A 23,658-nucleotide genomic window follows, 5' to 3' on the forward strand; every position below is an offset into this window, starting at 1 on the left:
GGCGCTTGTCGAAACCCCCCGTGCATCACTTCTTCGGCGTCGCGCGCTCGGCGATATAGGCAGTCACTGCCTCGAAGGTGGCCGGGAGCACGTCGTAGCGCTCCTGCCGCTCGTGGAGATCGCCGACCCGCGCCGGAACCGGCGGGCGCAGGCCGGTGGCGCGCTCGACTGCTTCGGCGAACTTGGCGGGGTGCGCGGTGGCGAGCGTCACCACGGGAATCTCGGCCGGCAACTCGGCGCGGCGGGCGGCGGCGAGACCGATCGCGCTATGCGGGTCGAGCACTTCGCCGGCCTCGGTAAAGCTCCAGCGCATCGCCTCGTTCATCGCGTCGGCGTCGATCCGATCGCTGGCGAACAGCGACGCGGCGCCTTCGCGCTGCGCGTTGGTGAGCCGCATCGCGCGTTCGGCTTCGAACCCGCGCATCTGATCGGCGATCGGACCGCCGGCGAGATCGGACAGCAGCCGCTCGAAGTTCGAGCTGACCTGGATGTCCATCGAAGGGGCGGCGGTGGGAGTCACCGTGCCGGTCGAATAATCGCCCGACGAAAGCGCGCGGTGGAGGATGTCGTTGACGTTGGTCGCGACGATCAGCTTCGCGACCGGAAGCCCCATCTTCGCGGCGACATAACCGGCGAACACGTCGCCGAAATTGCCGGTGGGGACTGCGAAGGCGGCTGGCTTGTCGGGCGCGCCGAGCCGGACCGCGGCGTAGAAATAATAGACCACCTGTGCCATCAGCCGCGCCCAGTTGATCGAATTGACCGCAGTCACCTGAAAGCGCCCGGCGAAGTCCGCGTCGTTGAACATCGCCTTCACCAGCGCCTGCGCATCGTCGAAGCTGCCTTCGATCGCGATGTTGTGGACGTTGGGCGCCAGCACCGTCGTCATCTGGCGGCGCTGGACCTCCGAGACGCGGCCCTTTGGGTGGAGCATGAAGATGTCGATGCCCGCACGCCCGGCGACCGCGTCGATCGCGGCGCTGCCGGTGTCGCCCGAAGTGGCGCCGACGATGGTCAGGTGATCGCCGGTACCGGCAAGGAACTTCTCGAACAGCAGCCCGAGCAGCTGGAGCGCGACGTCCTTGAAGGCGAGGGTGGGGCCGTGGAACAGTTCGAGCAGCCAATGCTGGTGGTCGAGCTGGACGAGCGGTGTCACCGCGGCGTGCGCGAAGCGGCCATAGGCCTGGGTGCACAGAGCGCGCAGCTCGTCTTCGCTCAGGTCCGGCCCGACGAACGGCAGCATCACGCGAACCGCGGTCTCGACATAAGAGAGTCCGGCGAGTCCGGCGATCTCGTCGCGGCTCAGGCTCGGCCATGCTTCGGGGACGTAGAGCCCGCCATCGCTCGCCAGTCCGGCGAGCGTGACGTCGCGAAAGCCGAGCAAAGGCGCGGCGCCTCGGGTGCTTTGGTAGCGCATGGCGGCGGGGTTAGCGGCAGGTTCCGGCAGCGGCAAGCCAAGCAAAACTCCCCTCCCTGAAAGGGAGGGGTCGGGGGGTGGGTAGCGTCGCGCGAGGCTCGATGCCCCGCGCGACGCTTGTTCCCCTGGCGAAGGAGGCTCGCTTCGCTCGCCACCCACCCCTAGCCCCTCCCTAAGAGGGAGGGGAAGAAGCCTTCCGGCCGCGCCAGCGCCAGCGCAGCGCGAGCACATAGATCACGCTCGCAACCGCTGCGAACAGGAACCATTGCACGCTGTAGGCGAGATGGTTGTTGGGCACGGAGGACAGGTCCGGCGTGCCGTTTGGTGCGAGGCCGGGCGCCGGCTTGTCCGCCACCAGCATCAGCCGCTTCGGCGTGCGATCGAACAGCGAGGCGAGCATCGAGCGACCGTCGGGAGCGTGGCTGATCGTGCCGCGCACCTCGCCGCCCTTCCACTCGGGTTTGGCCATCGGATCGCGCGTGGTGCCGAGCTGGACCAGCATGCCCGGGCCCTCGGCACCGCCGGTGCGGCATTCGACGATGAAGCGGAACCCGGCATTGCCCGCTCCGGTGAGTTTGCCCGATACCGGCTCGACGCAATAGCCGTGCGCGCGGCGGAACAGCAAAGCGTCGTCGGGCAAAAGCGGGAAGGCGATCTCGGGCTTGGCGGGATTGGCGGCGAGCTGCGCGAGCATCGCCTCTTTCTGCGGCAGGCGGATCATGAGCTGCCACAGCCCCAGCCCGATCATCGCGGCGACGGCCAGCGTGACGATCGCGGTGGGGATGAAGGGAATGCGCCGGATCATGGATCCTCCGCGATCCGGCCTTCGCCGGCGCGGTTGCGATATTCGAGCGCGAGCAGCCAGCCCTTGCCGATGCGCAGGAATCCCACGGTGAGCGCCGCCGTCAGCGGCACCCAAAGCAGGATGTGGATCAGCAGGCCGGGCTCGAACGTGAACTCGACCCAGAGGGCCAATGCCGTGATCAGCGCGCCGATGCCGAGCGTCAGGAACACCACCGGCCCGTCGCCGACATTGAACTGGCAGTAGTCGAGCCCGCAGCCGGGACAGCGATCGGCGAAGGCGACGAAGTTGCGGAACAAGGTCTTCGCGCCGCAGCGCGGACAGCAGCCATGGAGCCCCGAATCGAAAGCGGGACGCTCGCTCACGCCGTGCCGACGCACCATGGATCGGGCTGCATGTCGGTCGGCAGGCTGGCCTCGCCCGGCGCCGGGAAGCGGGCCTTGAACGTGAAAGCTTGCGCGCTCGGGCCGAAGCGATCGAGCAGCCACAGCTTCGACAGGCCCTCTGCCACGGTGGGGAGATGCCCTGCCTCGATCCACCACAATGCCTGATAGGCGCCGTCGAACGGCGCGAACCACTGGCGGCGCTGCGCCATCACCGGCGTGTGCGCGCTGCGATAGACAAAGGCGAACAGCGCGTCGGCATCCTCCCAAACGCTCATATTGGGGATCAGCAACGGATCCGGCGTCGCCTGGATGTCGGTGGCGTTGTTGCCTTCGCCCTGCAATCGCCAGACGAAGCCCGGGCTCGCCTCGGCGAGCGCGTTGACGCGGTCGAGCGCGGCGAAGAAGCCGGCGACCTGCGGGTCATCGGCCGGCGCTGCGAGCCGGCCGATATTGATCTGCGCAAGATGCCAGCGGGCCATGCCTGCCTGTCAGCCGGCGTGGACGGGTGCGCCCCAGCCGCCCCAGACATAGATCGAGGCGAAGAGGAACAGCCACACCACGTCGACGAAGTGCCAGTACCAGGCGGCGGCTTCGAAGCCGAAATGCTGGCGCGGGGTGAAGTGGCCCTTGTAGACGCGGACGAGGTTCACGATCAGGAAGATCGTGCCGACCAGCACGTGGAAGCCGTGGAAGCCGGTCGCCATGAAGAAGGCGCCGCCATAGCTCGATCCGCCCTCGCTCGCGCCCTTGAAGGGGAACGGCGCGTGGACATACTCATATGCCTGGATGGAGCTGAAGAGCAGGCCGAGGATGATCGTCAGCCACAGGCCCTTCTTGACGCCGTCATTCTCGCCGACGCCGAGCAGGCCCCACAGGCCCTTCAGTTCGCCGCCGCGCTGATTGTGGAGCAATGCGTGGTGCGCCCAGGTGACGGTGCAGCCCGAGCAGAGCAGGATCAGCGTGTTGAGCAGCGGGAATTCCCACGCGTTCAGCACTTCCATGCCCTTGGGCGGCCACTGCCCGCCGACCGCCTCGACCGTCGAGGGGAAGAGCGAAAAATCGAACCACGCCCAGAACCAGCCGACGAAGAACATCACTTCGGAGGCGATGAACAGGATCATGCCGTAGCGCAGGTGAAGCTGGACGATCGGCGTGTGATCGCCCTGATGCGCTTCCTTGATCACGTCCGACCACCAGCCGAAAAAGGTGATCAGGATGCCCGCGACGCCGGCGAAGAACACGAGGTTCGCCGACGGCATGCTGTGCATCCACATGATGCCGCCCGATGCGAGCACCAGAGCCGCCATTGCGCCGAAAAGCGGCCAGATGCTGGGCGGAAGGATATGGTATTGATGGTTCTTGGCACCGGCCATCGGCTCGTCCCTGTTCCTTGGTTTGCGGCGTCTCTAGCTTGCAGCTTTACCGGAATCCACCGGGTAAAACGTATAGGAGAGCGTGATCTCCTGAATGTCCTTCGCATCGGGATCGCTCAGCATCGCCGGATCGACATAGAAAATCACCGGCATGCGGACTTCCTCGCCCGGCTGGAGGGTCTGCTGGGTGAAGCAGAAGCACTGGATCTTGGTGAAATATTTGCCCGCCGCCGCGGGAGTCACATTGAACGTCGCGGTGCCGGTGACTGGCTTGTCCGACAGGTTCTTCGCCTTGAAGAACGCCATGTCGCGGCCGCCCACGTCGATCGTGTCGGCGCGGCGCTCCGGCTCGAACTTCCACGGTAATTTGCTGCTGACGTTGCTGTCGAACGCTACCGTCACTTTCTGGCCCGTCGTGCCGGGCGCGCGCAGGCCGCGCTGGGTGGTGCCGTTGAGCCCGGTCGCTTCGCAGAACATCCGGTAGAGCGGGACGCTGGCGAAGCCGACCCCGGTCATCGTGCAGACGCCGAGCCCGGCGAGCAACGCGGTGCGCAGGTTGCGCGTCATGGGCCATAACCTTGCGTGATCTTCACGATCGAGATCGCGAAGACGAGGACGACGAACACTGCGAGCAGCACGCCCATGATCCGCGCACGCGAACGCTGGCGGGCACGGATCAGATTGGTCTGGTCGATATCGCTCATGCAAACCACCTATCGGCGACCAAGGCGCCGAACATCAGGAAAAGATACAGAATCGAATATTTGAACAGCCGCTTCTCGGGCGCCATCGTGTCGTCCGGGACCGAGTTGCGGAAGGTCACCTGCGCGACGAGGCCGAGGAAGATCGCGTTGAGCAGAACCGCCGACCAGCCATAGAGTGCGCCGGTGAGGCCCAACGGCCAGGGCGCGATCGCCGCGGCGACCATCGGCAGCGTGTAGAGCCCGATCTGGGTGCGGGTGGTGCGTTCGCCCGCCACCACCGGCAGCATCGGCACCCCGGCATTGGCGTAATCGGTCTTCACGAACAGAGCGAGCGCCCAGAAATGCGGCGGCGTCCACAGGAAGATCAACGCGAACAGCAAAACCGGCAGCAAGGTCAAATTGCCCGTCGCCGCGGCCCAGCCGATCATCGGCGGGAACGCGCCGGCGGCGCCGCCGATGACGATGTTCTGCGGCGTGCGGCGCTTGAGCCAGATCGTGTAGACGAACACGTAGAACAGGATCGAGACGGCGAGGATCACCGTCGCGGCGAGATTGATCGCGAAATACATCAAGGCGAGGCTGAAACAGGCGAGCCCGACGCCGAAATGCAGCGCCGACTGCCGGTCCATCCGCCCCGCCGGCAGCGGCCGGCCCTGGGTACGCCGCATCTTCGAATCGAGATCGGCTTCGTACCATTGGTTGAGCGCCCCCGCGGCGCCAGCACCCAGCGCGATACACAGGATCGCGGTGAAGCCCAGGATCGGATGGATCGGCGCCGGTGCCGCTAGCATTCCGCAGAGCCCGGTGAACACGACGAGCGTCATCACACGCGGCTTGGTGAGCGCAAGGAAGTCGCGCCAGTCGGCGGGAAGGGTGATGGAGGCGGCGGTGGTGGTCATGACTCGCGAGGCGCTATAAGCCCCGCTTGCAAAAGGCGAAAGGGCCGCGATCTAGGCGCCGGGCTTCGCCAGCACGAGCCTGGCGATCCCGCGGGCGATCTCGCCGGGTACGGCGCCGTTGTTGTTGGTCAGCACGATGATGGCGAGGTTCGCCTCCGGATAGCGCAGATAATAGGAACGAAAGCCGGGCAGGCTGCCGCCATGGTTGATCTCGGCATGGCCGTCGACGGTTTCGAGCCGCCAGCCGAAGCCGTAGGGCGCCGTTTCGCCGCTGGAGAGCTTCGCGGGCGTCCACATCTCCGCGCGCGGCGCGCCGCCGGTGAGGCCGCCCTGGGCCAGCACCTTCTCCCATTTGGCGAGGTCGGCGACGGTCGAGGTGAAGGCGCCGCTGGGGCGAAGCGCCAGATAGGACTGGGCGTTGCGGAAGCGCCCCTCCTCCCAGGCATAGCCGCGCGCGCGATTCGGGATCAGATCGACGAGGCTGGTCGGCCGCGTCGCGTTCATGCCGAGCGGACCGAAGACGCGCTCGGCGAAGAAGGCGGGCCAGGGCTTGCCCGACGTACGGCTGATCACTTCGGCGAGGATGAAATAGCCGAGATTGCTATATTCGAACCGCGTGCCCGCCGGGGCGTTCAGCGGCACGCCATAGGCCGAGCGGATGACGTCGATGTCGCTCTGCACCTTGGCGCCGTCGAATCCCGGCGCCTCGCGGACGAGCCCGCCGGTATGGCTGAGCAGATGGCGGATCGTGATCGCCGACCAGCTGGACGGCGCATCGGGCAGATAGCGCGACACCGGCGCATCGAGCGCGACCTTGCCCTCCTGGACCAGCAGCAGGATTCCTTCGGCGAGGAACTGCTTGCTGAGCGAGCCGATGTTGAACGCGGTGTCGGGGCGGACGGGCAGGTCCTGCTCAAGATCGGCGATGCCGTAGCCCGCCTGGTGGACGACCTTGCCGTCGCGCAGGACGACGAGCGCGACGCCGGGGATGTTCTGCTTGCGCATCGCATCGCGAACCACGCCGTCGGCAGCGGCGGAAAGGCCGGCCTGACTCCTCCCTGTGGTTGGAACCGGACGCACCGGCGTCGCGCCAGCCCCCGGTGCGGCGACCGCGACCAGCGCGGCGATCGAGCTGAGCAATAGGACGCGCATTCTGCCTCCCCCCGGGAGTCCAGCGATCTCATGGAATCGCAGCGCCGAGGCTATCGCGCCGCCTTGTGCCTTACAAGAGCAATACAGCCTGGACCCCAAAGCAAAACGCCCCGGAGTTTCCCCCGGGGCGCCTGCGTCCGCCTTTCGGCAGATGGCTTAGTGGTGATCGCCGCCGTCGATCACCGGCAGCGTCTCGAACTGGTGGAACGGCGGCGGGCTGGACAGCGTCCACTCCAGCGTCGTCGCGCCTTCGCCCCACGGATTGGCTTCCGCCTTCTTGCCGGCGAACAGCGACCAGAGGATGTTGACGAAGAAGATCGCCACGCCCGCGAACATGAGCAGATAACCATAGCTCGCGACCAGGTTCCAATGCGCATAGGCGTCGGGATAGTCCGGATAGCGGCGCGGCATGCCCTGCAGGCCGAGGAAGTGCATCGGGAAGAACATCACGTTCACCCCGATGAAGAACACCCAGAAGTGCAGCTGGCCGAGCAGCTCGTTGTACATCCGACCCGAGATCTTCGGGAACCAGTAATAGAAGCCGGCGAACAGCGAGAACACCGCGCCGAGCGAGAGCACATAGTGGAAGTGCGCGACGACGTAATAGGTGTCCTGCATGTAATCGTCGACGCCGCCGTTCGCGAGCACCACGCCGGTCACGCCGCCGACGGTGAACATGAAGATGAAGCCGAGCGACCAGACCATCGGGGTCTTGAAGCTCAGCGAGCCGCCCCACATCGTCGCGATCCACGAGAAGATCTTCACGCCCGTGGGCACCGCGATCACCATCGTCGCCGCAGTGAAGTACATCTTCACGGTGACGCTGAGGCCGGTGGTGAACATGTGGTGCGCCCAGACGACGAAGCCGACCAGGCCGATCGCGACCATGGCATAGGCCATGCCGAGATAGCCGAACACCGGCTTGCGGCTGAAGGTGGAGACGATCTGGCTGACCATGCCGAAGCCCGGCAGGATCATGATGTACACTTCGGGATGGCCGAAGAACCAGAACAGGTGCTGGTAGAGGATCGGATCGCCGCCGTAGGCGGGATCGTAGAATGCCGTGCCGAAATTGCGGTCGGTCAGCAGCATGGTGATCGCCGCGGCGAGCACGGGAAGCGCCAGCAGCAGCAGGAACGCGGTGATCAGCACCGACCAGACGAACAGCGGCATCTTGTGCAGGGTCATGCCCGGCGCGCGCATGTTGAAGATGGTGGTGATGAAATTGATCGCGCCGAGGATTGAGCTGGCGCCCGCGAGGTGGAGCGACAGGATTGCCATGTCCACCGAGGGCCCGGGCTCGCCATAAGTCGAGAGCGGGGCATAGACCGTCCAGCCGGTGCCCGCGCCGACGCCGACGAACGGCGAGGCGAGCAGCAGCGTGAAGGCCGGGATCAGCAGCCAGAACGAGATGTTGTTCATCCGCGGGAACGCCATGTCGGGCGCCCCGATCATGATCGGTACGAACCAGTTGCCGAAGCCGCCGATCATCGCCGGCATGACCATGAAGAAGACCATGATCAGGCCGTGCGCGGTGATCAGCACGTTCCAGAAGTGGAGCGCGTCGTCGAGCGAATGCCCGCCGCCGTGCAGATAGGTCAGCCAGGTCGGCAGCCACTGAATGCCCGGTTCCGCCAGCTCGAGCCGCATCAGGCCCGAGATGCCGCCGCCGATGATGCCGGCGACGATCGCGAAGATCAGATAGAGCGTGCCGATGTCCTTGTGATTGGTGGACATGAACCAGCGGGCGAAAAAGCCCGGCTTGTGGTCGGCATCGTGATGGTCATGCGCATGATCGGCATGCGCGGCATAGGGAACGGCGGTGTCGGTCATGGTCTCAGTTGCCCGTCGTGTTGCCGGCGGCGGCGTTGTCGGCCGCGGCTTCGTTGGTGGCTGCCGGCTCGGCGGCGTTGGTTTCGGCAGGAGCCGCCTCGTTGCCGGGTGCCGGCGCAGCGGCGGCTCCCTTCGGAGTCGGCATCTTGCCGCCCTTCGATGCGACCCAGCGCGCAAACACTTCGGGGCTCACTGCCTCGACTGCGATCGGCATGTACGCATGGCGCGCGCCGCACAGCTCCGAGCACTGGCCGAAATAGAGGCCCGGCTTCTCGATGACGAAGCTGGTCTCGTTGAGGCGGCCGGGAACGGCGTCGAGCTTGATCCAGAAGGCGGGGACCGCCCAGCTGTGGATCACGTCCTGCGCAGTGGTGATCAGGCGGATCGGCACGCCGACCGGCAGCACGACACGCTGGTCGGTCGCGAGCAGGCGGGGACCGTCGACATCGGTGCGGTAGCGCTGGCCGGCGGGAACGTCGGCCTGCTCCTTGAGCATGTTCGCGGTCAGCTTGATGTCGCCGTGATCGGGATATTCATAGCTCCAGAACCACTGGTTGCCGATCGCCTTGAGCGTCACGGCATTGTCGGGCGCGGGCTTGAACTGCGCGGCGAGCAGCTTGATCGAGGGGACCGCGATCGCGATCAGGATCAGCACCGGCAGCAAGGTCCACACGATCTCGATCGCGGTGTTGTGGCTGGTGCGCGACGGCGTCGGGTTGGCGCCGCGGCGATAGCGGAACATCACCCAAAGCAGCAGGACGAGCACGAACAGCGAGATGATCGTGATCAGCGGCACGAGGATCACGTTGTGGAACCAATGCGCCTCGCGGCCATTGGGCGTGACCTGCTCCTGCAGCCCGAACAGGCTGTCCTGCGGCTGGCCGACCGTCTTGGACGGGCCGAGCAGCGGCTTGCCCGACGCGTCGAGCGTAGGATCGGCGACTGCGGGTGTCGCAGCCGCTGCGGGCGTGGCGGTCGCCTCAGCTGTGGCGGCGGCGGGCGCCGTGGCGTTTGCCGCAGGCGCGGCGGCGGGTTCCTGGGCATGGCCGGGCGCCCCAAGCGCCAGCCCCGCTGCCAGGACAATCGAAGTCAACCCAAGCATGCGCATCTTGTATATTCACCCTGTTCGCGTGGCTGCGCCGTAGGCGAGAGAAAAAAGGAAAAGGACCCGAGTCAGGGGCCTATACCCCGCTCGACCCCATTCTCAACCCTTTTTGCATGGCCGTTGCGGTGGCGGGGTGCCCCCCTTAAGAGTTGCCGCCGCTCGAAGCTGAAGGAGTGCATGGTTTGACCCGAGACGAGATTCTGGAGGAGTTCCGCGCCGCCGACGCGCTGCTCGAGGGTCATTTCATCCTCTCCTCGGGGCTCAGGAGCTCGCGTTATCTGCAGTGCGCACGCGTGCTGATGGATCCGGCACGCGGGAGCCGGCTGGCCGAGGCGCTTGCCGCCCAGATCCCCGCAGAGCTTCGCGCGCAGATCACCGCGGTGGTATCGCCGGCGATGGGCGGCGTGATCGCGGGTCACGAGATGGCGCGCGCGCTGGGTGTCGAGGCGATGTTCGTCGAACGCCCCACCGGCACCTTCGAGCTGCGCCGCGGTTTCCGACTCGAAGCCGGCCAGAAAGTGCTGATGATGGAGGACGTCGTCACCACCGGCCTTTCGTCGCGCGAAGCGATCAGGGCGATCGAGGAAGCCGGCGGCCAGGTGATCGCGATGGCCTCGCTGGTCGATCGCTCGGGCGGCAAGGCGGCATTCGACGTGCCGTTCTTCTCGCTGCTCCAGCTCGACGTCCCCACCTACGAACCCGACGCGCTGCCGCCCGAGCTGGCGGAGATCCCCGCGATCAAGCCCGGGAGTCGTGCGGCGGCATGAGCAAACTTCGCCTCGGCCTCAATATCGATCACGTGGCCACCGTGCGGAACGCGCGCGGTTCGGGCTATCCCGATCCGGTACGCGCGGCCCTGCTCGCCGCCGCGGCGGGCGCTGACGGCATCACCGCGCATCTGCGCGAGGATCGCCGCCACATCACCGACGACGACATCGCCAGGCTCTCCGCCGAGCTGACCGTCCCGCTCAACCTCGAAATGGCGGCGACCGAGGAAATGCTCGCGATCGCGCTGCGCCATCGCCCGCACGCCGTCTGCATCGTCCCCGAGAAGCGCGAGGAGCGCACCACCGAAGGCGGGCTCGACGCGGCGGGGCAGCACAATCACCTCGCGCCGATGGTGGCGAAACTTCGCGACGCCGGTTGCCGCGTGTCGCTGTTCATCGAGCCCGACGAGCGCCAGATCGACGCCGCGCTCCGCCTCGGCGCGCCGGTGGTCGAGCTGCATACCGGCCGCTATTGCGAATTGGCCGAGGACGCCCGCGCCGACGAACTGCGTCGTATCGCCGACGCCGCCGCGCTCGCGGTCAAGGCGGGGCTCGAGCCGCATGCGGGTCACGGCCTGACCTTCGACAATGTCGTCCCGATCGCCGCGATCCCGCAGGTGATGGAACTCAATATCGGCCATTTCCTGATCGGCGAGGCGATCTTCGACGGGCTGGTTCCGGTGGTGCTGCGCATGCGCGCGCTGATGGATTCGGCGCGGTGATCCTCGGCCTTGGCTCCGACCTCTGCAACATCGAGCGCATCCAGTCCTCGCTCGACCGATTCGGCACGCGCTTCGAGCAGCGCGCCTTCACCGAGATCGAGCTGAAAAAGGCCGCCCGCCGGCCGCACAATTATGCCGCGACCTTGGCCAAGCGTTTCGCCGCCAAGGAGGCGTTTTCGAAGGCGGTCGGAACCGGGTTCAAGAACGGCGTGTTCCTCAAGGACATCGGTGTCGTCAATGCGCCTTCGGGGGCGCCGACGCTGGCGTTGACCGGCGGGGCGAAGGCGAGGCTTGACGCCCTCACTCCCGACGGCCACGTGGCGAGGGTGCATCTCACCCTGACCGACGATCATCCCTGGGCCTATGCCATGGTGATGATCGAAGCGATCGCGGTCGGGAAGGACGATACATGACCTTGGTCGCGGATGAGTTGGCGTTGACGCACGAAGAGGGTTTGCACGAGGGCGCGGCCGAAACCCGCCGGGGCACCGACTGGTGGGCCGAATTGCGCGGCATATTCTGGCTGGTGCTGGCCGTGCTCGGCTTCCACAGCCTCGTCGCCAAGCCCTTCTATATCCCGTCCGAATCGATGATGCCGGGGCTGCTGGTGGGCGATCGGCTGGTCGTCACCAAATATCCTTATGGCTACAGCTTCGTCACGCCGACCTTCCACTTGCTGCCCTTCATGTCCGGCCGGCTGTTCGGCAGCCTGCCGAAGCGCGGCGACGTGGTGATCGTGACCCCGCCGGGGACCGAGACCGACTATATCAAGCGCGTGATCGGCTTGCCGGGCGACACGATCGCAGTGCGCGACGGCGTGGTCTATTTGAACGGCAAGGCGATTCCGCGCCGCGCCGCCGGCACCCGCGACGTTCCGGTCGACGCCAACACCCGCTGCGACCCCGACCATTATCGCGATCGGCTGGTCAGCGACGCCAGCGGCAACAAGGTCTGCCGCCTGCCGATCTATCGCGAGACGCTTCCCAATGGCCGGTCGTACGACACGGTCGACCTCGGCTGGAGCCCAGGCGATAATTTCGCCGAGATCCGCGTGCCAAAGGATCGCGTCTTCCTGATGGGCGACAATCGCGACAACAGCGCCGACAGCCGCTTCACGCTTGCACAGAACGGGCTCGGCGGTCCGGTGCCGTGGGAGAATATCGGCGGCCGCGCCGAATTCATCACTTTCTCGCTGGACGGCAGCGCAAGCTGGAATCCGCTGAGCTGGCCTGCCTCGTTCCGCTCGGGCCGTGCCGGCACTTCGCTCCATCCGACGCAGGAAGCCAAATGAGCGCCGAATCGCCGCACAGTGAGGGTATTCGGGTCGTTCAGGAGCCCGGCCCCAACGAGCTGCGCGATCCGATCGTGCGCGCCGAGCTGAAGCGCGCTTCGGTATGGTTCGGGCTGGGTATCGGCGTGGCGCTGATCGTGTTGCTGATCCAGCCGCTGCTGATCATCTTCGGCGGGCTCGTCGTCGCTTCGATGCTGGATGGCGGTGTGCGGCTGCTCGGCCGCGTGCTCCCGATCCCGCGCGGGCTGCGGCTGCTGATCGTCGTCTTGTTCGTGCTCGGCTTCATCGGCAGCGTCTTCTATCTGACCGGGGTCCAGATCGCGCTGCAGGCCGAACAGCTCCGCACCACGCTGGAGGTTCAGGGCAACCGCGTCGTCGAGTGGATATCGAGCCTCGGGCTCATGCCCGGGCGCGCCGACATCACCAGCATGGCGCAACAGGCGCTTGGCTCGATCGGGCGGCTGACCTCCGCGGTGGGATCGGTGCTCGGTGCCGGTGCGAGCCTGTTGATGGTGCTTTCGATCGGCCTGTTCGTCGCAATCGAGCCGCGCATCTATGAGCGCGGGCTGCAATGGATGGTGCCGGTCGCCGCGCGCGACGATTTCTCGGTGACGATCGGCCGGATGGCGCGGATGCTGCGCGTGCTGCTGGCGGGGCGCCTGCTCGGCATGGTGTTCGAAGGCGTGGTGACCTGGATCCTGTTGTCGATCGCCGGCGTGCCGATGGCGCTGTTGCTCGGCATCATCACCGGCATCCTCGCCTTCATCCCCAATATCGGCGCGTTCGTCAGCGGCGTGCTGATGATCTCGGTGGGGTTCAGCGCGGGGACCGACACCGGCTTCTGGGCGATCGCAGTCTATTTCGGCGTGCAGACTTTCGATGGCTATGTGCTGATTCCGCTGGTCGCCAAGAAGACGGTCGATCTGCCGCCCGCGCTAACGCTCTCGGCGCAGATCCTCGCCAGCACCTTGTTCGGTTTCATGGGGCTGGCGCTCGCCGATCCGATCGTCGCGATGATCAAGGTGGCGCTCGAAAGCGAGGCAGAACGCGCCGCGAAGGCGCAAGACAAGGAGCCTCGCGGCTTCCATTGGCGCGTGCGCCACCGCGACACCGTCGCCGCTGCCGCGACGATCGCGGAACCGCCGGGCAACCCCCACTGACCTGAGCCACCGGGGAGATCCCATGCTGCTCCATGACTATTTCCGCTCTTCCGCGGCCTATCGCGTCCGGATCGCACTCAATCTGAAGGGCATCGCGTACGAGCGGCGCGACGTGATGCTGCTCGAGAACCAGCAGCGCAGCCCCGAACATCTCGCGCTGAACCCGCAGGGCTTCGTTCCCGCGCTGGAGGTCGATGGCAAGGTGCTGACCCAGAGCCTCGCGATCATCGACTGGCTTGATGTGCGTTATCCCGAGCCGCGGCTGATCCCTCTCGACCCCGATGCCCGCGCCGCGGCGATGGCGCAGGCGCTGGTGATCGCCGCCGATACCCATCCGCTGAACAATCTCCGGGTGATGCGGCGACTCAAGGCGATGGGCGTCGACGACGATGCGCGCGACGAATGGACGCGCCACTGGATCGCGGAGGGATTCGCTGCATTGGAGGCGATGGCGGGCGAGGGTCCCTTCCTTGGGGGCACTGCGCCCAATATCGCGGACGTCTTTCTGGTCCCCCAGATGTTCAACGCCCGCCGCTTCGCCACCCCGCTCGACGCCTATCCCAAGCTGGTCCGCGCCGATGCGGCGGCGATGGAGCTCGAAGCCTTCGCCGCCGCGCATCCCGACCGCGTGGCGACGAAGTGAATCGCCCTTTCTTAAGCCCCTCCCCTTCAGGGGAGGGGTTGGGGGTGGGGCAATGCCGCGAGCTGCGTCGCCTGAGGACAAGCCCCACCCCAACCTCTCCCCTGAAGGGAAGCGGCTTATTATTGCTGTCGCTCCTGCTCCCTTTCCCCGCCCTCGCCCAGACCGACCCCAACGAAATAATCGTCACCGGCCGCGGCCTCGATGCCCCGCCCGGCGAGGCCGCATATGATGTGGTCACGATTCCCCGCGAGCGGCTGACTTCCACTGCCGGCAATCGGCTCGAGGACGCGCTGCGCGACGCCGCCGGGGTGGCGCAGTTCCGCCGCTCGGACTCGCGCTCGGCGCACCCGACCAGCCAGGGTGTGACGCTGCGCGGACTGGGCGGCAATGCCTCGAGCCGGGCGCTGGTGATGCTCGACGGCGTGCCGCAGGCCGACCCCTTCGGCGGCTGGGTGGCGTTCCCCGCTTATCTGCCCGAGCGGCTTGCGTCGGTGCGTATCACGCGCGGCGGCGGCAGCGGCTATGCCGGGCCGGGGGCGCTCGCCGGCACGATCGACCTGACCAGCGGCACGCCCGCCGATCTTGGTGCGCTCCAGCTCCGCGCCGCTTATGGCAGCCGCGACAGCGTCGATGCGACGGCGGTGGCCTCGGCAATGCTGGGAAGCGGCTTCGTCACGCTTGCCGGACAATATGGCCGGGGCGACGGCTTCGTCCCCGTGGTCGAGGAGGATCGCGGCCCCGCCGATCGCGCCGCGCCGTACGAGCAAGCGAGCCTCGCGCTGCGCGGCGTCGTCGATATGGGCAGCGGCACCGAGCTCCAGGTCAATGTCTCGGGTTTTACCGACCGGCGCGATCGCGGCGTGGATTTCACCCGTATCACCAGCGACGGTGCCGATGCCAGCATCCGGCTGGTCAAGCGCGGCGGCTGGGGCTGGTCGGCGCTCGGCTATGTCCAGACCCGCCAATTCGCGAGCGGTTTCGCCAGCGTCGACGACGCGCGCACCACGGCGACGGCGACGCTCGACCAATATAATGTCCCGGCGACCGGCGTGGGGGGACGCATCGAGATCCAGCCGCCGATCGGCGGCGGCGTGACGCTCCGGCTGGGCGGCGACGTGCGCCATGTCTCGGGCCGCACCCAGGAGCGCTATACGTATGTCGCGGGCGCGCCCACGCGCCGCCGCGTCGCGGGCGGCGAAAGCACTACGATCGGCAGCTTCGCCGATCTGAGCTACGAAGCGGGGGCGCTCACGCTCAATGCCGGCGGGCGGCTCGATCATTGGACGATCGCCGAGGGTTTGCTGATCGAACGCCCGCTCGCCGGCGGGGCCGCGCTCACCGATCTGGCCTTCGCCGATCGCAGCGGTACCGAAGCGACGGGGCGGGTGGGGGTGGCGTTCGCGGCCGGACCCGTGACCTTGCGTGCCGCGGCGTATCGGGGCTGGCGGCTGCCGACGCTCAACGAACTCTATCGCCCGTTCCGCGTCGGCGCCGACGCCACCGCGGCCAATGCCGCGCTCGATCCCGAGCGGCTGACGGGGGCCGAAATGGGGCTCGACTGGCGCCCGGCGCCTTCGCTGACACTACGCGCCACCGGCTATTGGAACCGGCTCGACGATGCGATCACCAATGTCACGCTCGCCAGCGGCCCGGGCACCTTTCCCGGGGTCGGCTTCGTCTCGGCGGCGGGCGTCTATCGCCAGCGCCAGAATCTCGACGCGGTCGAAGCGCGCGGGATCGAGCTCGACGGCAGGTTCGAACGCGGGCCGCTCAGCATCGGCGCCTCCTACGCGTTCGTCGACGCGCGCGTCCGTGCCTCGGGAGTTGCCGCAGCGCTCGACGATCTCCGCCCGGCGCAGACCGCGGCGCATCAGGCCTCGGCGACACTGGCATGGCGGCGCGGTGATCTCGGTGCATCGCTCATTGCCCGGTACACCTCGCCGCAATATGAGGACGACCAGAACAGCCGCGAGCTCGCCGATGCGCTCACTTTCGATGCGGCCGCCGCACTGCCGCTCACGCGAAGCCTGAGCGTGGAGGCGCGCGCCGAGAATCTTGCCGATGCGCGGGTGGAAGCGGGGATCAGCGGCCCAGGCGTAGTCGAGCGGGCGACGCCGCGGACCCTGTGGCTGGGGATGCGCTACCGGATGCGCTGATGCCGTGCTCCGGCGCAGGCCGGAGCACAAATCAGGTGTGACGGGCTACAACCAAGCGATCGAACAACGCCAGATAATCGGCGATCGGATCGCCTGCCGCCACAACCGGGGCCGGGCGCGCGCGTTCAGGATCGAGTAGCTGGTTCAGCGCCGCCACAAGCGCATCAGGGTTTTCGCGGGGAACGACGATCCCCTGCTCCGGCAAGGTAACGATCTCGCGGACGGCAACGCTCGACTCGGTCGAGACGACCGGGGTTCCCACCGACAAGGCTTCGCGGAGTACGCCGGGAACGCCTTCATAATCCGAAGTGAGCGCCGCCACCGCCGCTCCGGCAAGAGCGGGTAGCGGGTCGCCGACGTGGCCGGGCATCCACACTCGCGCCGCAAGGCCGAGCGACGCCATTTGGGCCTCCAGCGCTCCGCGCGCGCTGCCTTCGCCGAGGATCAGGAGCTTGACCTCCTTGTCGGCGATATGCGGGAGCGCGGCGATCAGGCGGTCCCAGCGTTTCTGTGGCTCGAGCCGCCCGACCCCGACGATATAGCGGCCCTCGGGCAGCGTCACTGGCGCGGCATCGGGGCGCGTGGTCGCTGGTGGATTCGCGATGACGCTCACCCGATCGGCCGGCATCCCCATCTCCGTCCTCGCCTCAGCCGCCATCGCCGGCGTCATCGCCACGACATGATCGAGGAAGCGCGGGTGGAGGCGGAGCCAGCGCCGATAGGCCCAGGCGGCGATACGGCTCTGCTCGGGCCGGACCAGTGCGTTGGATATCTTGGCGACGATCGGTGGCGATGCGTGGCCGAGCCGCAGCCGCGCCATCGCCGCGGCTGCGCTATAATGATTGCCCGGACAGAAGATCAGGTCCGGCGCCGTCGCCCGGACATGCCTGGCGAGCGCGAACAGCGCCGAATAACGCGCATCGTCGAGCCGTATCAGCTCGATGCCCGCAGGGATCTCGGCGGCCAGTGGCCCCTCGTCGCTGCCGAGCACCAGGGTCACGCGCCGACCCGCGCGAAGCCAGCCTTCCGCCATGCGCAGCATCGCGCGCTCGACCCCGCCGCCGCGCATGCTTTGGGCGCAGGTGAGGATGTGCTGGGCAGTTTCGGAATAGGTGCGGTGCAACATATGCCCTTGCGGATTGCCACTCTTAGGCCCAAATCGCCCCCGCAATAAACCGCAATCTGCTGTCAATCGGCCATCTCCGCACGGGCGCGCATATCGGGGAGGCGATGCAAGACGCGGAAACAAAGCGAAATTTGTTTTGACGTGTCTGCATCGGAAATGACCCAGTGAACAAACCAGCAGTGGAGGCTTCGGTGAACACCAGCGCTGTCGAAGCCTCCTTGGGGAGCGCGCCGGACCTTGCGGGCCTCGAACCCGTCGAAAAAATCACGCGCCGCTGGCCGATGTTGCTGGGTGGCGCGCTGACGCTGCTGATGATCGGCGCGCTGGCGCATGAATTGTTCGATTCGGGTCTTGCGGGCCTGTCGCGGCGGCTGCCGACCAGCCCGTTCTTCTATCTGGCCTTCGCGCTTTATTATCTCGGCCCGCCGACCTTCGACTATGTGATCTTCAAGCGGCTGTGGAACATCCCGCTCGCCGGCATGGCGGCGCTCCACAAGAAGCGCATCTCGAACGAAGTGCTGGTCGGCTATTCGGGCGAGGCCTATTTCTACGCCTGGGCGCGCCAGCGCACCCAGATGGTCGCGGCGCCTTTCGGCGCGGTCAAGGATGTGACGATCCTGTCGGCGATCGCCGGCAATGCCGTCACGCTGGCGATGATCCTGCTCGCCGCGCCGTTCGGCATGGGCCTGCTCACCCATGTCCAGCAGAACTGGGTATGGGGGTCGATCGCGATCATCGTCGCCACGTCGCTGCCGTTCATGATCTTCTCGCGGCGTGTCTTCTCGCTGCCGCGCGGCACGCTCTGGTGGATCTTCGGCGTCCATTGCGCGCGTATCCTCACCGGATCGACGCTGATCGCCATCGCGTGGCACTTCGCATTGCCCCAGGTATCGGTGGGTTTCTGGCTGCTGATGGCCGCCGGGCGCCTGCTCGTGTGGCGCCTGCCGCTCGTCCCCAACAAGGAAGTCGCCTTCGCGACGATCGCCGGCGTGGTGATCGGGCAGGGCGAGGCGCTGTCGGAGCTGATGGCGCTGATCGCGGCGCTCACTCTGCTCGCTCATGTCGCGCTGATCGCGGGCTTCAGCGCGCACGCCCTGATCACGAGGAACAAGCAATGATCCGCCCCGCTTTTCTCTCCTTTGCACTGGCCGCGCTGGCGCTGCCGGGCAGCGCGCGGGCACAGGATCCGCTCGACGGATCGTGCGCGCACGGCGTCGGCCCCAAGCTCTATGTCAATGTGACCGGGCTCAAGGATCGCGGCGGCCGGCTCAAGCTCGAACTCTATCCGGGCAACGAGGCCGATTTCCTCAAGGACGATCGCACGATCAAGGCGGAGGGCAAGCAGATGCGCCGCATCTGGGCGGCCACGCCCGCCTCCGGGCCGGTCACCTTGTGCATCCGCGCGCCGAGCGCCGGGCAATGGGCGTTGCTGTTCACGCACGACCGCGACGGCAAGAACAAGTTCAACTTCTGGCAGGACGGCGCCGGCTTCCCGAGCAACCAGCGGCTCGGCCGCAGCCGCCCAAAGGTCCGCCAGGCGCTGGTCAACATTCCGCCTGCCGGGGGTCAGATCACGGTGCGCGCGCAATATCTGAAGGGGTTGGGCGGCTTCGGCCCGCTCGACTAGGATTCAGGAGGCGGCAATGCGCATCGTCGACGTCAACGAATTCTACTCGCCCACCGGCGGCGGGGTGCGCACCTATATCGATCGCAAAATCGGCATCATGGCCGATCTGGGCCATGAGCTGACCGTGGTGGCGCCCGCGCTGGAGGACGGCGTCGAGGACCGTCCCGGCGGCGGCCGCATCCGCTGGGTCAAGTCGCCGGCTCTGGTGCTCGATCGCAATTACTGCATCTTCGTCAAGGACGAGCCGGTCTGGGCGGTGCTCGATGAACTCCAGGCCGACATCGTCGAATGCAGCTCGCCCTGGCTGCCTGCCTGGACCGTCGCCAATTGGAAGGGCGATGCGCTCAAGGTGTTCTTCGCGCATGGTGACCAGATCGGCGCCTATCCGCAGCGCTGGCTCGACAGCGTCGCCAGCCCGATCCAGGTCGAGAACGCCTTCGCCTGGTACACGCGCTACATGAACCGCTTCCTCGGCCATTATGACGCGTTCGTCACCAACGGCCCCGCGCTCGCCAAGCGTTTCCGCCGTCGGGGCATGCATGTCGATGCGTCGATGCCGCTCGGGATCGAACGCAGCTGGTTCTCGCCCGATCTGCGCGACGAGAAGCTCCGCGTCGCCCTGCTCGAGCAATGCGGCCTGCCGCCCGAGGGGCATTTGCTGCTCGGGCTCGGGCGGCACCACAAGGAAAAGCGCTGGCCTTTGGTGATCGACGCCGTCGAGGCGGCGGCGACCGACATTCCGGTCGGGCTGATCCTGATCGGCGACGGGCCCGAGCGCCGCCACCTCGAGACTCGCATCGCCGGCAGCCCGCATATCCGTATCTTCCGTCCGGTCTATGATCGCGTTCGCCTCTCGCGGATCATGGCGAGTTGCGACGCGCTGATCCACGGTTCGGATGCCGAACCGTTCGGGCTGGTCGCGTCGGAGGCGCTGGCGTCGGGTCTGCCGCTGATCGGGCCCGATGAGGGCGGATTCGCCGAGCTGGCCGACCCCTTGTTCGCGGAGACCTATGCCGCGCGCGATGCGCTGTCGGCGGCCGATGCGATCCGCCGCATGTTCGCGCGCGAGCCCGCGATCCTGCGCGCCGCTGCGCGTGTCGCCGCGGGCAAGGTGCGCAGCGACCGCGACCACACGGTCGAGCTGATGGCCTATTATGAAGGGCTTCTCGCTGCGAGACGCGGTGGCGCCACCCCCGCCGTGCTGCCCGGCGCGGCATAGACTTCCAGCAGCGACTTGCCGAGCGGGTAGCGCCCGCGCAGCGCGTACTTGCCCTCGCGCAGCCGAGTGATCGTCAGCGCCCGTGATTCGGCGCGTTCGCCGGAAAATGCCGGGCCCATCACGACCACCTCGGGCCGTTTTGCGAAGATTCGCCCGATCTCGGCGAGCTGATCGACGCCGACCGCGCCATTCTCGCGCTCGCGCGACAAATGGCTGGGATACACCCAGGGGCTCAGCGTGCAGCGTCCGGTGTGCGAATAGAGGCTCGTATTGCCCGAATAGACGTACATGCAGCCCGGGCCATGGCCGATCGTCTCGGCCAGCGTCTCGAGCTGCGTGGCATTGCCGCGATGCCAGCTCGCGCTCCACACGGTATATTCGCCGCCCAGCCCGGCGGCGAGCAACAGCAGCGGCGCCACGATCCGTCGCCCGGTCGGATGGCTGCCGAGGAACCCCGCGCAGCACAGGCATGCCGGCAGCATCACCGGCAACGCATAATGGTTGAACCAGGTGCCGAAGACGATCAGCCCGAACACCGACGCGATCAGCCAGCCGAAATAGAGCGCGCGGATCGGATGCTCGCTCTCATGGTTGACCGGCACGTGGCGCGAAAGCCCGCTGACGATCAACAAGGGCGCGAGGATCAGCGCGACCTTGAGGAATGCACCGAGCAGCACGAGCGGGGGATCGCTGTTGCGGTCGAAGATCGAGCCCAGATTGGCATAGAACCACGCGTTGCCATGCCCGATCGCCGCATAGGTGCCCCAGGCGAGCAAGGTCGGCACCATCGCCACTGCGACCAAAGCCGCGCCGAACCGCGCGGTACGGTGCGTCGGACAGCCCAGCCGACGCTCGCGCCACAGCAGCCAGAGGCCGAGGAACATCCCTTCGAACAGCACCGAATATTTGACCTGCATCGCGACGCCGATCAGCGCCATCGCCACGACCGCCTTGCCCTTGCGCAGCCGTTCCGAATCGGCCGAGGCGGTGCAGGGCAAGGCGAGCAGCATCGCGGAGGCAGTGATCAGATTGTAGAAGACCGGCGCCTGCCCGCTCTGGCCGTCGCCGAAGCCGAGCATGAAGAGATAGAGCAAGGCCGCGACCAGCCCGCCTCTGCCCCAGCCGGCATGTCCGGCGAGACGCACGATCACCAGCGCCGTCAGCACCACGCTGGCCAGCGCCATCGCCTGATAGATCCAGAGCCCCGCCACGGGGCCGAACGCCGCCGCGGGAAGATAGATCAGGAACAGCCCGATCGGCTTGCGGTCCCAGATATCGACATAGGGAAGCGCGCCGTCGAGTATCCGCTGCGCGGTGTAGAAATAGAATTCCTCGTCGACGTGCACGACCGGATTGCCGAAGGCGATGGCGCGCACGGCAATCGCAGCCAGCAGCAAGATCGACCAGTTCGGAAATGCCTCGAGGACGGCAGCAAGCGAAGGCAGGCGCGCCGCGCGCACGGCGACGGCGCTGTTGCCCGCCATCAGTTCAGGATACCACGTTCGGAGTCCGGCTTCCGGAACGAGACCATGCTATTTCTGCCTTGTTTGCGACCCACTTAGCTGCTGCTTAGCGAAGGCGGGGTCCGGTGTCACGAACCCGCCAAGTTTTCCGGGCAAGCCTTGCGACGAAAAGGGGTATCCGCGCCATGAACATCGATCGCCGTCGCCTGCTGCTCACCGGCACCTTCGGGCTCGCCGCACTTTCGATCCCCGGTTTCGCGTTCGGCCAGGCCGCGAGCGGGTTCACTCATTCGGTCGCCAGCGGCGAGCCGGGGACCGACACGATGCTGTTGTGGACGCGCTACGTACCCGTCGGCGGCGGTGCGGCCAAGCTGCGCGCCGAAGTCTCCGCCACCGAGGATTTCGCGCGGGTGGTGAACGGCGGCGAGATGATCACCGGGCCGTGGCGCGATCACACCGCCAAGATCACCGTGCAGGGGCTCGCGCCGGCGACGCGCTATTTCTACCGCTTCGTCGCGCCCGATGGCAGCTTTTCCCCGGTGGGCCGGACGCAGACTTTGCCAGAGGGCAATGTCCGCCGTTTCGGCATCGCGGTCTTCTCCTGCACGAACCTGCCGTTCGGCTGGTTCAATGCCTATGGCCATGCCGCGGCGCGCGACGATATCGACCTCTGGGTCCATCTCGGTGATTATCTCTACGAATATGCGAAGGGAGGATATGCGCCCGAGGGTGGCGCAGTGGCGGGGCGCTGGCCCGAACCGGTGACCGAGATGATCCATCTCACCGATTATCGCCTCCGTTATGCCAGCTATCGCAGCGATCCCGATTTGCAGGAGCTGCACCGGCTCAAGCCGATGCTCGTCCAGATGGACGATCACGAATCGGCCAATAACAGCCGCGAGATGAGCGCGCAGAACAACCAGCCCGAATATGAAGGGCTGTGGAGCGATCGCAAGGCGGCGGCGCTGCAGGTGTTCAAGGAATGGATGCCGGTCTCGGAGACGCCGTGGGGCGCCTATGACATTGGCGGCCTCGCGACCCTGTTCCGCACCGAGAGCCGCTTGATCGCGCGCAGCGACGAGCCCGATATCGACGCCTTGTTCAAGGCCGCCAATCCGGCCGCCGCGCTCGCCCAGTTTCGCGACGGGCCGCTGCAGGATCCCGCGCGGACGATGCTGGGAACCGAGCAGGAGGCGTGGCTGGCGCATGCGATGGCGGGTTCGGTACGCAGCGGTCGCAAATGGCAGATCGTCCAGTTCGGCACGATCCTCGGCCAGCAGCGCACCCCTGATCAGGCGATGGAATGGCTCAAGCCCGACGCGCCCGAACGGACCAGAACATGGGTCCGCAACGGTCTGATGGCGAGCAAGGCGGGACTGCCGTCCGATCTCGACAATTGGGGCGGTTTCCCCGCCGCCCGTGCGCGGTTCCTGCGATCGGCGCAGCGGACGGGGGCCAATCTGCTCGTATTGTGCGGCGACAGCCATAATGCCTGGGCGTTCGACCTCGGACAGGACGGCAAGCCCGCCGGGGTCGAGTTCGCCGGACACAGCGTCACTTCGCCGGGCTATGAGAGTGCGACCGGCGCGGATCCCAAGGTGGTCGCCGCCGGGCTGGTTGCCGCCAATCCCGAGCTCAAATGGTGCGACACGAGCCGCCGCGGCTATATGGCGCTGACGCTCACGCCCGAGCGGGCGAGCAACGACTGGGTGTTCGTCGATACGATCCTGACGCGGTCGACCAAGGCGAGCGTCGGCCACACCGCCGTGGTGCAGCCCGGGCGCAATGTGATGGCGTGAGCCCTCCCGTTCAG

24 protein-coding genes are annotated in these 23,658 nt (G+C 66.9%); 11 read left to right on the top strand and 13 right to left on the bottom strand.

Features of this window, described 5'->3' with window-relative positions:
• Positions 1-25: 25 nt before the first annotated feature.
• The 11 genes from thrC to coxB form a co-directional block, all read right to left on the bottom strand.
• Positions 26-1,417 carry a threonine synthase gene (gene thrC / locus BR78_RS0116715; RefSeq protein WP_029937174.1) on the bottom strand — a complete coding sequence of 464 codons (1,392 nt, stop codon included), beginning with the start codon at positions 1,415-1,417 and terminating at the stop codon, positions 26-28.
• A 172-nt stretch (positions 1,418-1,589) separates the two neighbouring features.
• Positions 1,590-2,219, bottom strand: a complete 630-nt coding sequence (locus BR78_RS0116720) for an SURF1 family protein (protein WP_029937175.1) — start codon at positions 2,217-2,219, stop codon at positions 1,590-1,592.
• Positions 2,219-2,602 (bottom strand): DUF983 domain-containing protein, encoded by a 384-nt coding sequence (locus BR78_RS0116725; protein ID WP_051683393.1) that lies wholly within the window; start codon positions 2,600-2,602, stop codon positions 2,219-2,221. The genes BR78_RS0116720 and BR78_RS0116725 overlap by 1 nt, the downstream gene beginning before the upstream one ends.
• A complete protein-coding gene (locus tag BR78_RS0116730) occupies positions 2,581-3,084 on the bottom strand; it encodes a DUF3291 domain-containing protein (RefSeq protein WP_051683394.1) in 504 nt (167 codons plus the stop codon). The genes BR78_RS0116725 and BR78_RS0116730 overlap by 22 nt, the downstream gene beginning before the upstream one ends.
• A 9-nt stretch (positions 3,085-3,093) precedes the next feature.
• Positions 3,094-3,978 (bottom strand): cytochrome c oxidase subunit 3, encoded by an 885-nt coding sequence (locus BR78_RS0116735; RefSeq protein ID WP_029937178.1) that lies wholly within the window; start codon positions 3,976-3,978, stop codon positions 3,094-3,096.
• 33 nt (positions 3,979-4,011) lie between these two features.
• Positions 4,012-4,545 carry a cytochrome c oxidase assembly protein gene (locus BR78_RS0116740; RefSeq protein WP_029937179.1) on the bottom strand — a complete coding sequence of 178 codons (534 nt, stop codon included), beginning with the start codon at positions 4,543-4,545 and terminating at the stop codon, positions 4,012-4,014.
• Positions 4,542-4,682 (bottom strand): hypothetical protein, encoded by a 141-nt coding sequence (locus BR78_RS22020; protein WP_197021395.1) that lies wholly within the window; start codon positions 4,680-4,682, stop codon positions 4,542-4,544. Before BR78_RS22020 ends, BR78_RS0116740 begins: the two co-directional genes overlap by 4 nt.
• Entirely contained in the window at positions 4,679-5,581 is a 903-nt protein-coding gene (locus BR78_RS0116750) for a heme o synthase (protein ID WP_029937180.1), read from the bottom strand. The genes BR78_RS22020 and BR78_RS0116750 overlap by 4 nt, the downstream gene beginning before the upstream one ends.
• A 51-nt stretch (positions 5,582-5,632) precedes the next feature.
• Entirely contained in the window at positions 5,633-6,733 is a 1,101-nt protein-coding gene (locus BR78_RS0116755; protein WP_025561075.1) for a serine hydrolase domain-containing protein, read from the bottom strand.
• Between the two features lie 156 nt (positions 6,734-6,889).
• Positions 6,890-8,566 carry a cytochrome c oxidase subunit I gene (gene ctaD / locus BR78_RS0116760; protein ID WP_025561076.1) on the bottom strand — a complete coding sequence of 559 codons (1,677 nt, stop codon included), beginning with the start codon at positions 8,564-8,566 and terminating at the stop codon, positions 6,890-6,892.
• 4 nt (positions 8,567-8,570) lie between these two features.
• Entirely contained in the window at positions 8,571-9,674 is a 1,104-nt protein-coding gene (gene coxB / locus BR78_RS0116765) for a cytochrome c oxidase subunit II (RefSeq protein WP_025561078.1), read from the bottom strand.
• A 179-nt stretch (positions 9,675-9,853) separates the two neighbouring features.
• On the opposite strand from coxB, the gene pyrE reads away from it, so the two are divergent.
• The 7 genes from pyrE to BR78_RS0116800 all read left to right on the top strand — a co-directional run bounded on the left by pyrE (position 9,854) and on the right by BR78_RS0116800 (position 16,410).
• Entirely contained in the window at positions 9,854-10,438 is a 585-nt protein-coding gene (gene pyrE / locus BR78_RS0116770) for an orotate phosphoribosyltransferase (protein WP_025561079.1), read from the top strand.
• Positions 10,435-11,160: a pyridoxine 5'-phosphate synthase gene (locus tag BR78_RS0116775; protein WP_025561080.1), complete on the top strand. Its 726-nt coding sequence runs from the start codon at positions 10,435-10,437 to the stop codon at positions 11,158-11,160. The genes pyrE and BR78_RS0116775 overlap by 4 nt, the downstream gene beginning before the upstream one ends.
• Positions 11,157-11,573, top strand: coding sequence for a holo-ACP synthase (gene acpS, locus BR78_RS0116780; RefSeq protein ID WP_025561081.1), 417 nt, complete (start codon positions 11,157-11,159; stop codon positions 11,571-11,573). Before BR78_RS0116775 ends, acpS begins: the two co-directional genes overlap by 4 nt.
• Complete coding sequence (gene lepB / locus BR78_RS0116785) at positions 11,570-12,451, top strand: signal peptidase I (protein WP_025561082.1); 882 nt, start codon at positions 11,570-11,572, stop codon at positions 12,449-12,451. The genes acpS and lepB overlap by 4 nt, the downstream gene beginning before the upstream one ends.
• Entirely contained in the window at positions 12,448-13,611 is a 1,164-nt protein-coding gene (locus tag BR78_RS0116790) for an AI-2E family transporter (protein WP_025561083.1), read from the top strand. Before lepB ends, BR78_RS0116790 begins: the two co-directional genes overlap by 4 nt.
• Positions 13,612-13,633: 22 nt before the next feature.
• Positions 13,634-14,254 carry a maleylacetoacetate isomerase gene (gene maiA / locus BR78_RS0116795; RefSeq protein WP_029937181.1) on the top strand — a complete coding sequence of 207 codons (621 nt, stop codon included), beginning with the start codon at positions 13,634-13,636 and terminating at the stop codon, positions 14,252-14,254.
• A 122-nt stretch (positions 14,255-14,376) separates the two neighbouring features.
• Positions 14,377-16,410, top strand: a complete 2,034-nt coding sequence (locus tag BR78_RS0116800) for a TonB-dependent receptor (RefSeq protein ID WP_029937182.1) — start codon at positions 14,377-14,379, stop codon at positions 16,408-16,410.
• A gap of 31 nt (positions 16,411-16,441) precedes the next feature.
• Here BR78_RS0116800 and BR78_RS0116805 read toward each other — a convergent pair whose 3' ends face one another.
• Positions 16,442-17,536 (bottom strand): glycosyltransferase, encoded by a 1,095-nt coding sequence (locus BR78_RS0116805; protein ID WP_029937183.1) that lies wholly within the window; start codon positions 17,534-17,536, stop codon positions 16,442-16,444.
• A gap of 191 nt (positions 17,537-17,727) precedes the next feature.
• On the opposite strand from BR78_RS0116805, the gene BR78_RS0116810 reads away from it, so the two are divergent.
• Genes BR78_RS0116810 through BR78_RS0116820 form a run of 3 tightly spaced genes read left to right on the top strand, consistent with a single transcriptional unit; the run spans position 17,728 to position 20,382 of the window.
• Complete coding sequence (locus BR78_RS0116810) at positions 17,728-18,654, top strand: hypothetical protein (RefSeq protein WP_029725689.1); 927 nt, start codon at positions 17,728-17,730, stop codon at positions 18,652-18,654.
• A complete protein-coding gene (locus tag BR78_RS0116815) occupies positions 18,651-19,163 on the top strand; it encodes a DUF2141 domain-containing protein (protein ID WP_025561276.1) in 513 nt (170 codons plus the stop codon). Before BR78_RS0116810 ends, BR78_RS0116815 begins: the two co-directional genes overlap by 4 nt.
• Before the next feature lie 16 nt (positions 19,164-19,179).
• On the top strand, positions 19,180-20,382 hold the full coding sequence (locus BR78_RS0116820; RefSeq protein WP_029937184.1) for a glycosyltransferase: 1,203 nt from the start codon (positions 19,180-19,182) through the stop codon (positions 20,380-20,382).
• On the opposite strand, the gene BR78_RS0116825 is transcribed toward BR78_RS0116820, so the two are convergent.
• A complete protein-coding gene (locus BR78_RS0116825; RefSeq protein WP_051683395.1) occupies positions 20,316-21,866 on the bottom strand; it encodes a glycosyltransferase family 39 protein in 1,551 nt (516 codons plus the stop codon). The genes BR78_RS0116820 and BR78_RS0116825 overlap by 67 nt on opposite strands.
• A gap of 164 nt (positions 21,867-22,030) precedes the next feature.
• Here BR78_RS0116825 and BR78_RS0116830 point away from each other — a divergent pair, with 164 nt between their 5' ends.
• Positions 22,031-23,644, top strand: a complete 1,614-nt coding sequence (locus BR78_RS0116830; RefSeq protein WP_029937186.1) for an alkaline phosphatase D family protein — start codon at positions 22,031-22,033, stop codon at positions 23,642-23,644.
• Positions 23,645-23,658: the final 14 nt, after the last annotated feature.

Origin of the sequence: Sphingomonas sp. UNC305MFCol5.2 (assembly GCF_000712135.1) — a bacterium.
Lineage (GTDB): Bacteria > Pseudomonadota > Alphaproteobacteria > Sphingomonadales > Sphingomonadaceae > Sphingomonas.

Coding starts and splice junctions, on each gene's coding strand:
- BR78_RS22020 (WP_197021395.1), bottom strand. CDS start 4,682: ATGAGCGATATCGACCAGACCAATCTGATCCGTGCCCGCCAGCGTTCG.
- BR78_RS0116730 (WP_051683394.1), bottom strand. CDS start 3,084: ATGGCCCGCTGGCATCTTGCGCAGATCAATATCGGCCGGCTCGCAGCG.
- thrC (WP_029937174.1), bottom strand. CDS start 1,417: ATGCGCTACCAAAGCACCCGAGGCGCCGCGCCTTTGCTCGGCTTTCGC.
- BR78_RS0116775 (WP_025561080.1), top strand. CDS start 10,435: ATGAGCAAACTTCGCCTCGGCCTCAATATCGATCACGTGGCCACCGTG.
- lepB (WP_025561082.1), top strand. CDS start 11,570: ATGACCTTGGTCGCGGATGAGTTGGCGTTGACGCACGAAGAGGGTTTG.
- BR78_RS0116815 (WP_025561276.1), top strand. CDS start 18,651: ATGATCCGCCCCGCTTTTCTCTCCTTTGCACTGGCCGCGCTGGCGCTG.
- BR78_RS0116755 (WP_025561075.1), bottom strand. CDS start 6,733: ATGCGCGTCCTATTGCTCAGCTCGATCGCCGCGCTGGTCGCGGTCGCC.
- BR78_RS0116740 (WP_029937179.1), bottom strand. CDS start 4,545: ATGACGCGCAACCTGCGCACCGCGTTGCTCGCCGGGCTCGGCGTCTGC.
- BR78_RS0116825 (WP_051683395.1), bottom strand. CDS start 21,866: ATGGCGGGCAACAGCGCCGTCGCCGTGCGCGCGGCGCGCCTGCCTTCG.
- BR78_RS0116735 (WP_029937178.1), bottom strand. CDS start 3,978: ATGGCCGGTGCCAAGAACCATCAATACCATATCCTTCCGCCCAGCATC.
- maiA (WP_029937181.1), top strand. CDS start 13,634: ATGCTGCTCCATGACTATTTCCGCTCTTCCGCGGCCTATCGCGTCCGG.
- BR78_RS0116805 (WP_029937183.1), bottom strand. CDS start 17,536: ATGTTGCACCGCACCTATTCCGAAACTGCCCAGCACATCCTCACCTGC.
- BR78_RS0116820 (WP_029937184.1), top strand. CDS start 19,180: ATGCGCATCGTCGACGTCAACGAATTCTACTCGCCCACCGGCGGCGGG.
- BR78_RS0116750 (WP_029937180.1), bottom strand. CDS start 5,581: ATGACCACCACCGCCGCCTCCATCACCCTTCCCGCCGACTGGCGCGAC.
- coxB (WP_025561078.1), bottom strand. CDS start 9,674: ATGCGCATGCTTGGGTTGACTTCGATTGTCCTGGCAGCGGGGCTGGCG.
- BR78_RS0116790 (WP_025561083.1), top strand. CDS start 12,448: ATGAGCGCCGAATCGCCGCACAGTGAGGGTATTCGGGTCGTTCAGGAG.
- BR78_RS0116830 (WP_029937186.1), top strand. CDS start 22,031: ATGAACATCGATCGCCGTCGCCTGCTGCTCACCGGCACCTTCGGGCTC.
- BR78_RS0116725 (WP_051683393.1), bottom strand. CDS start 2,602: ATGGTGCGTCGGCACGGCGTGAGCGAGCGTCCCGCTTTCGATTCGGGG.
- ctaD (WP_025561076.1), bottom strand. CDS start 8,566: ATGACCGACACCGCCGTTCCCTATGCCGCGCATGCCGATCATGCGCAT.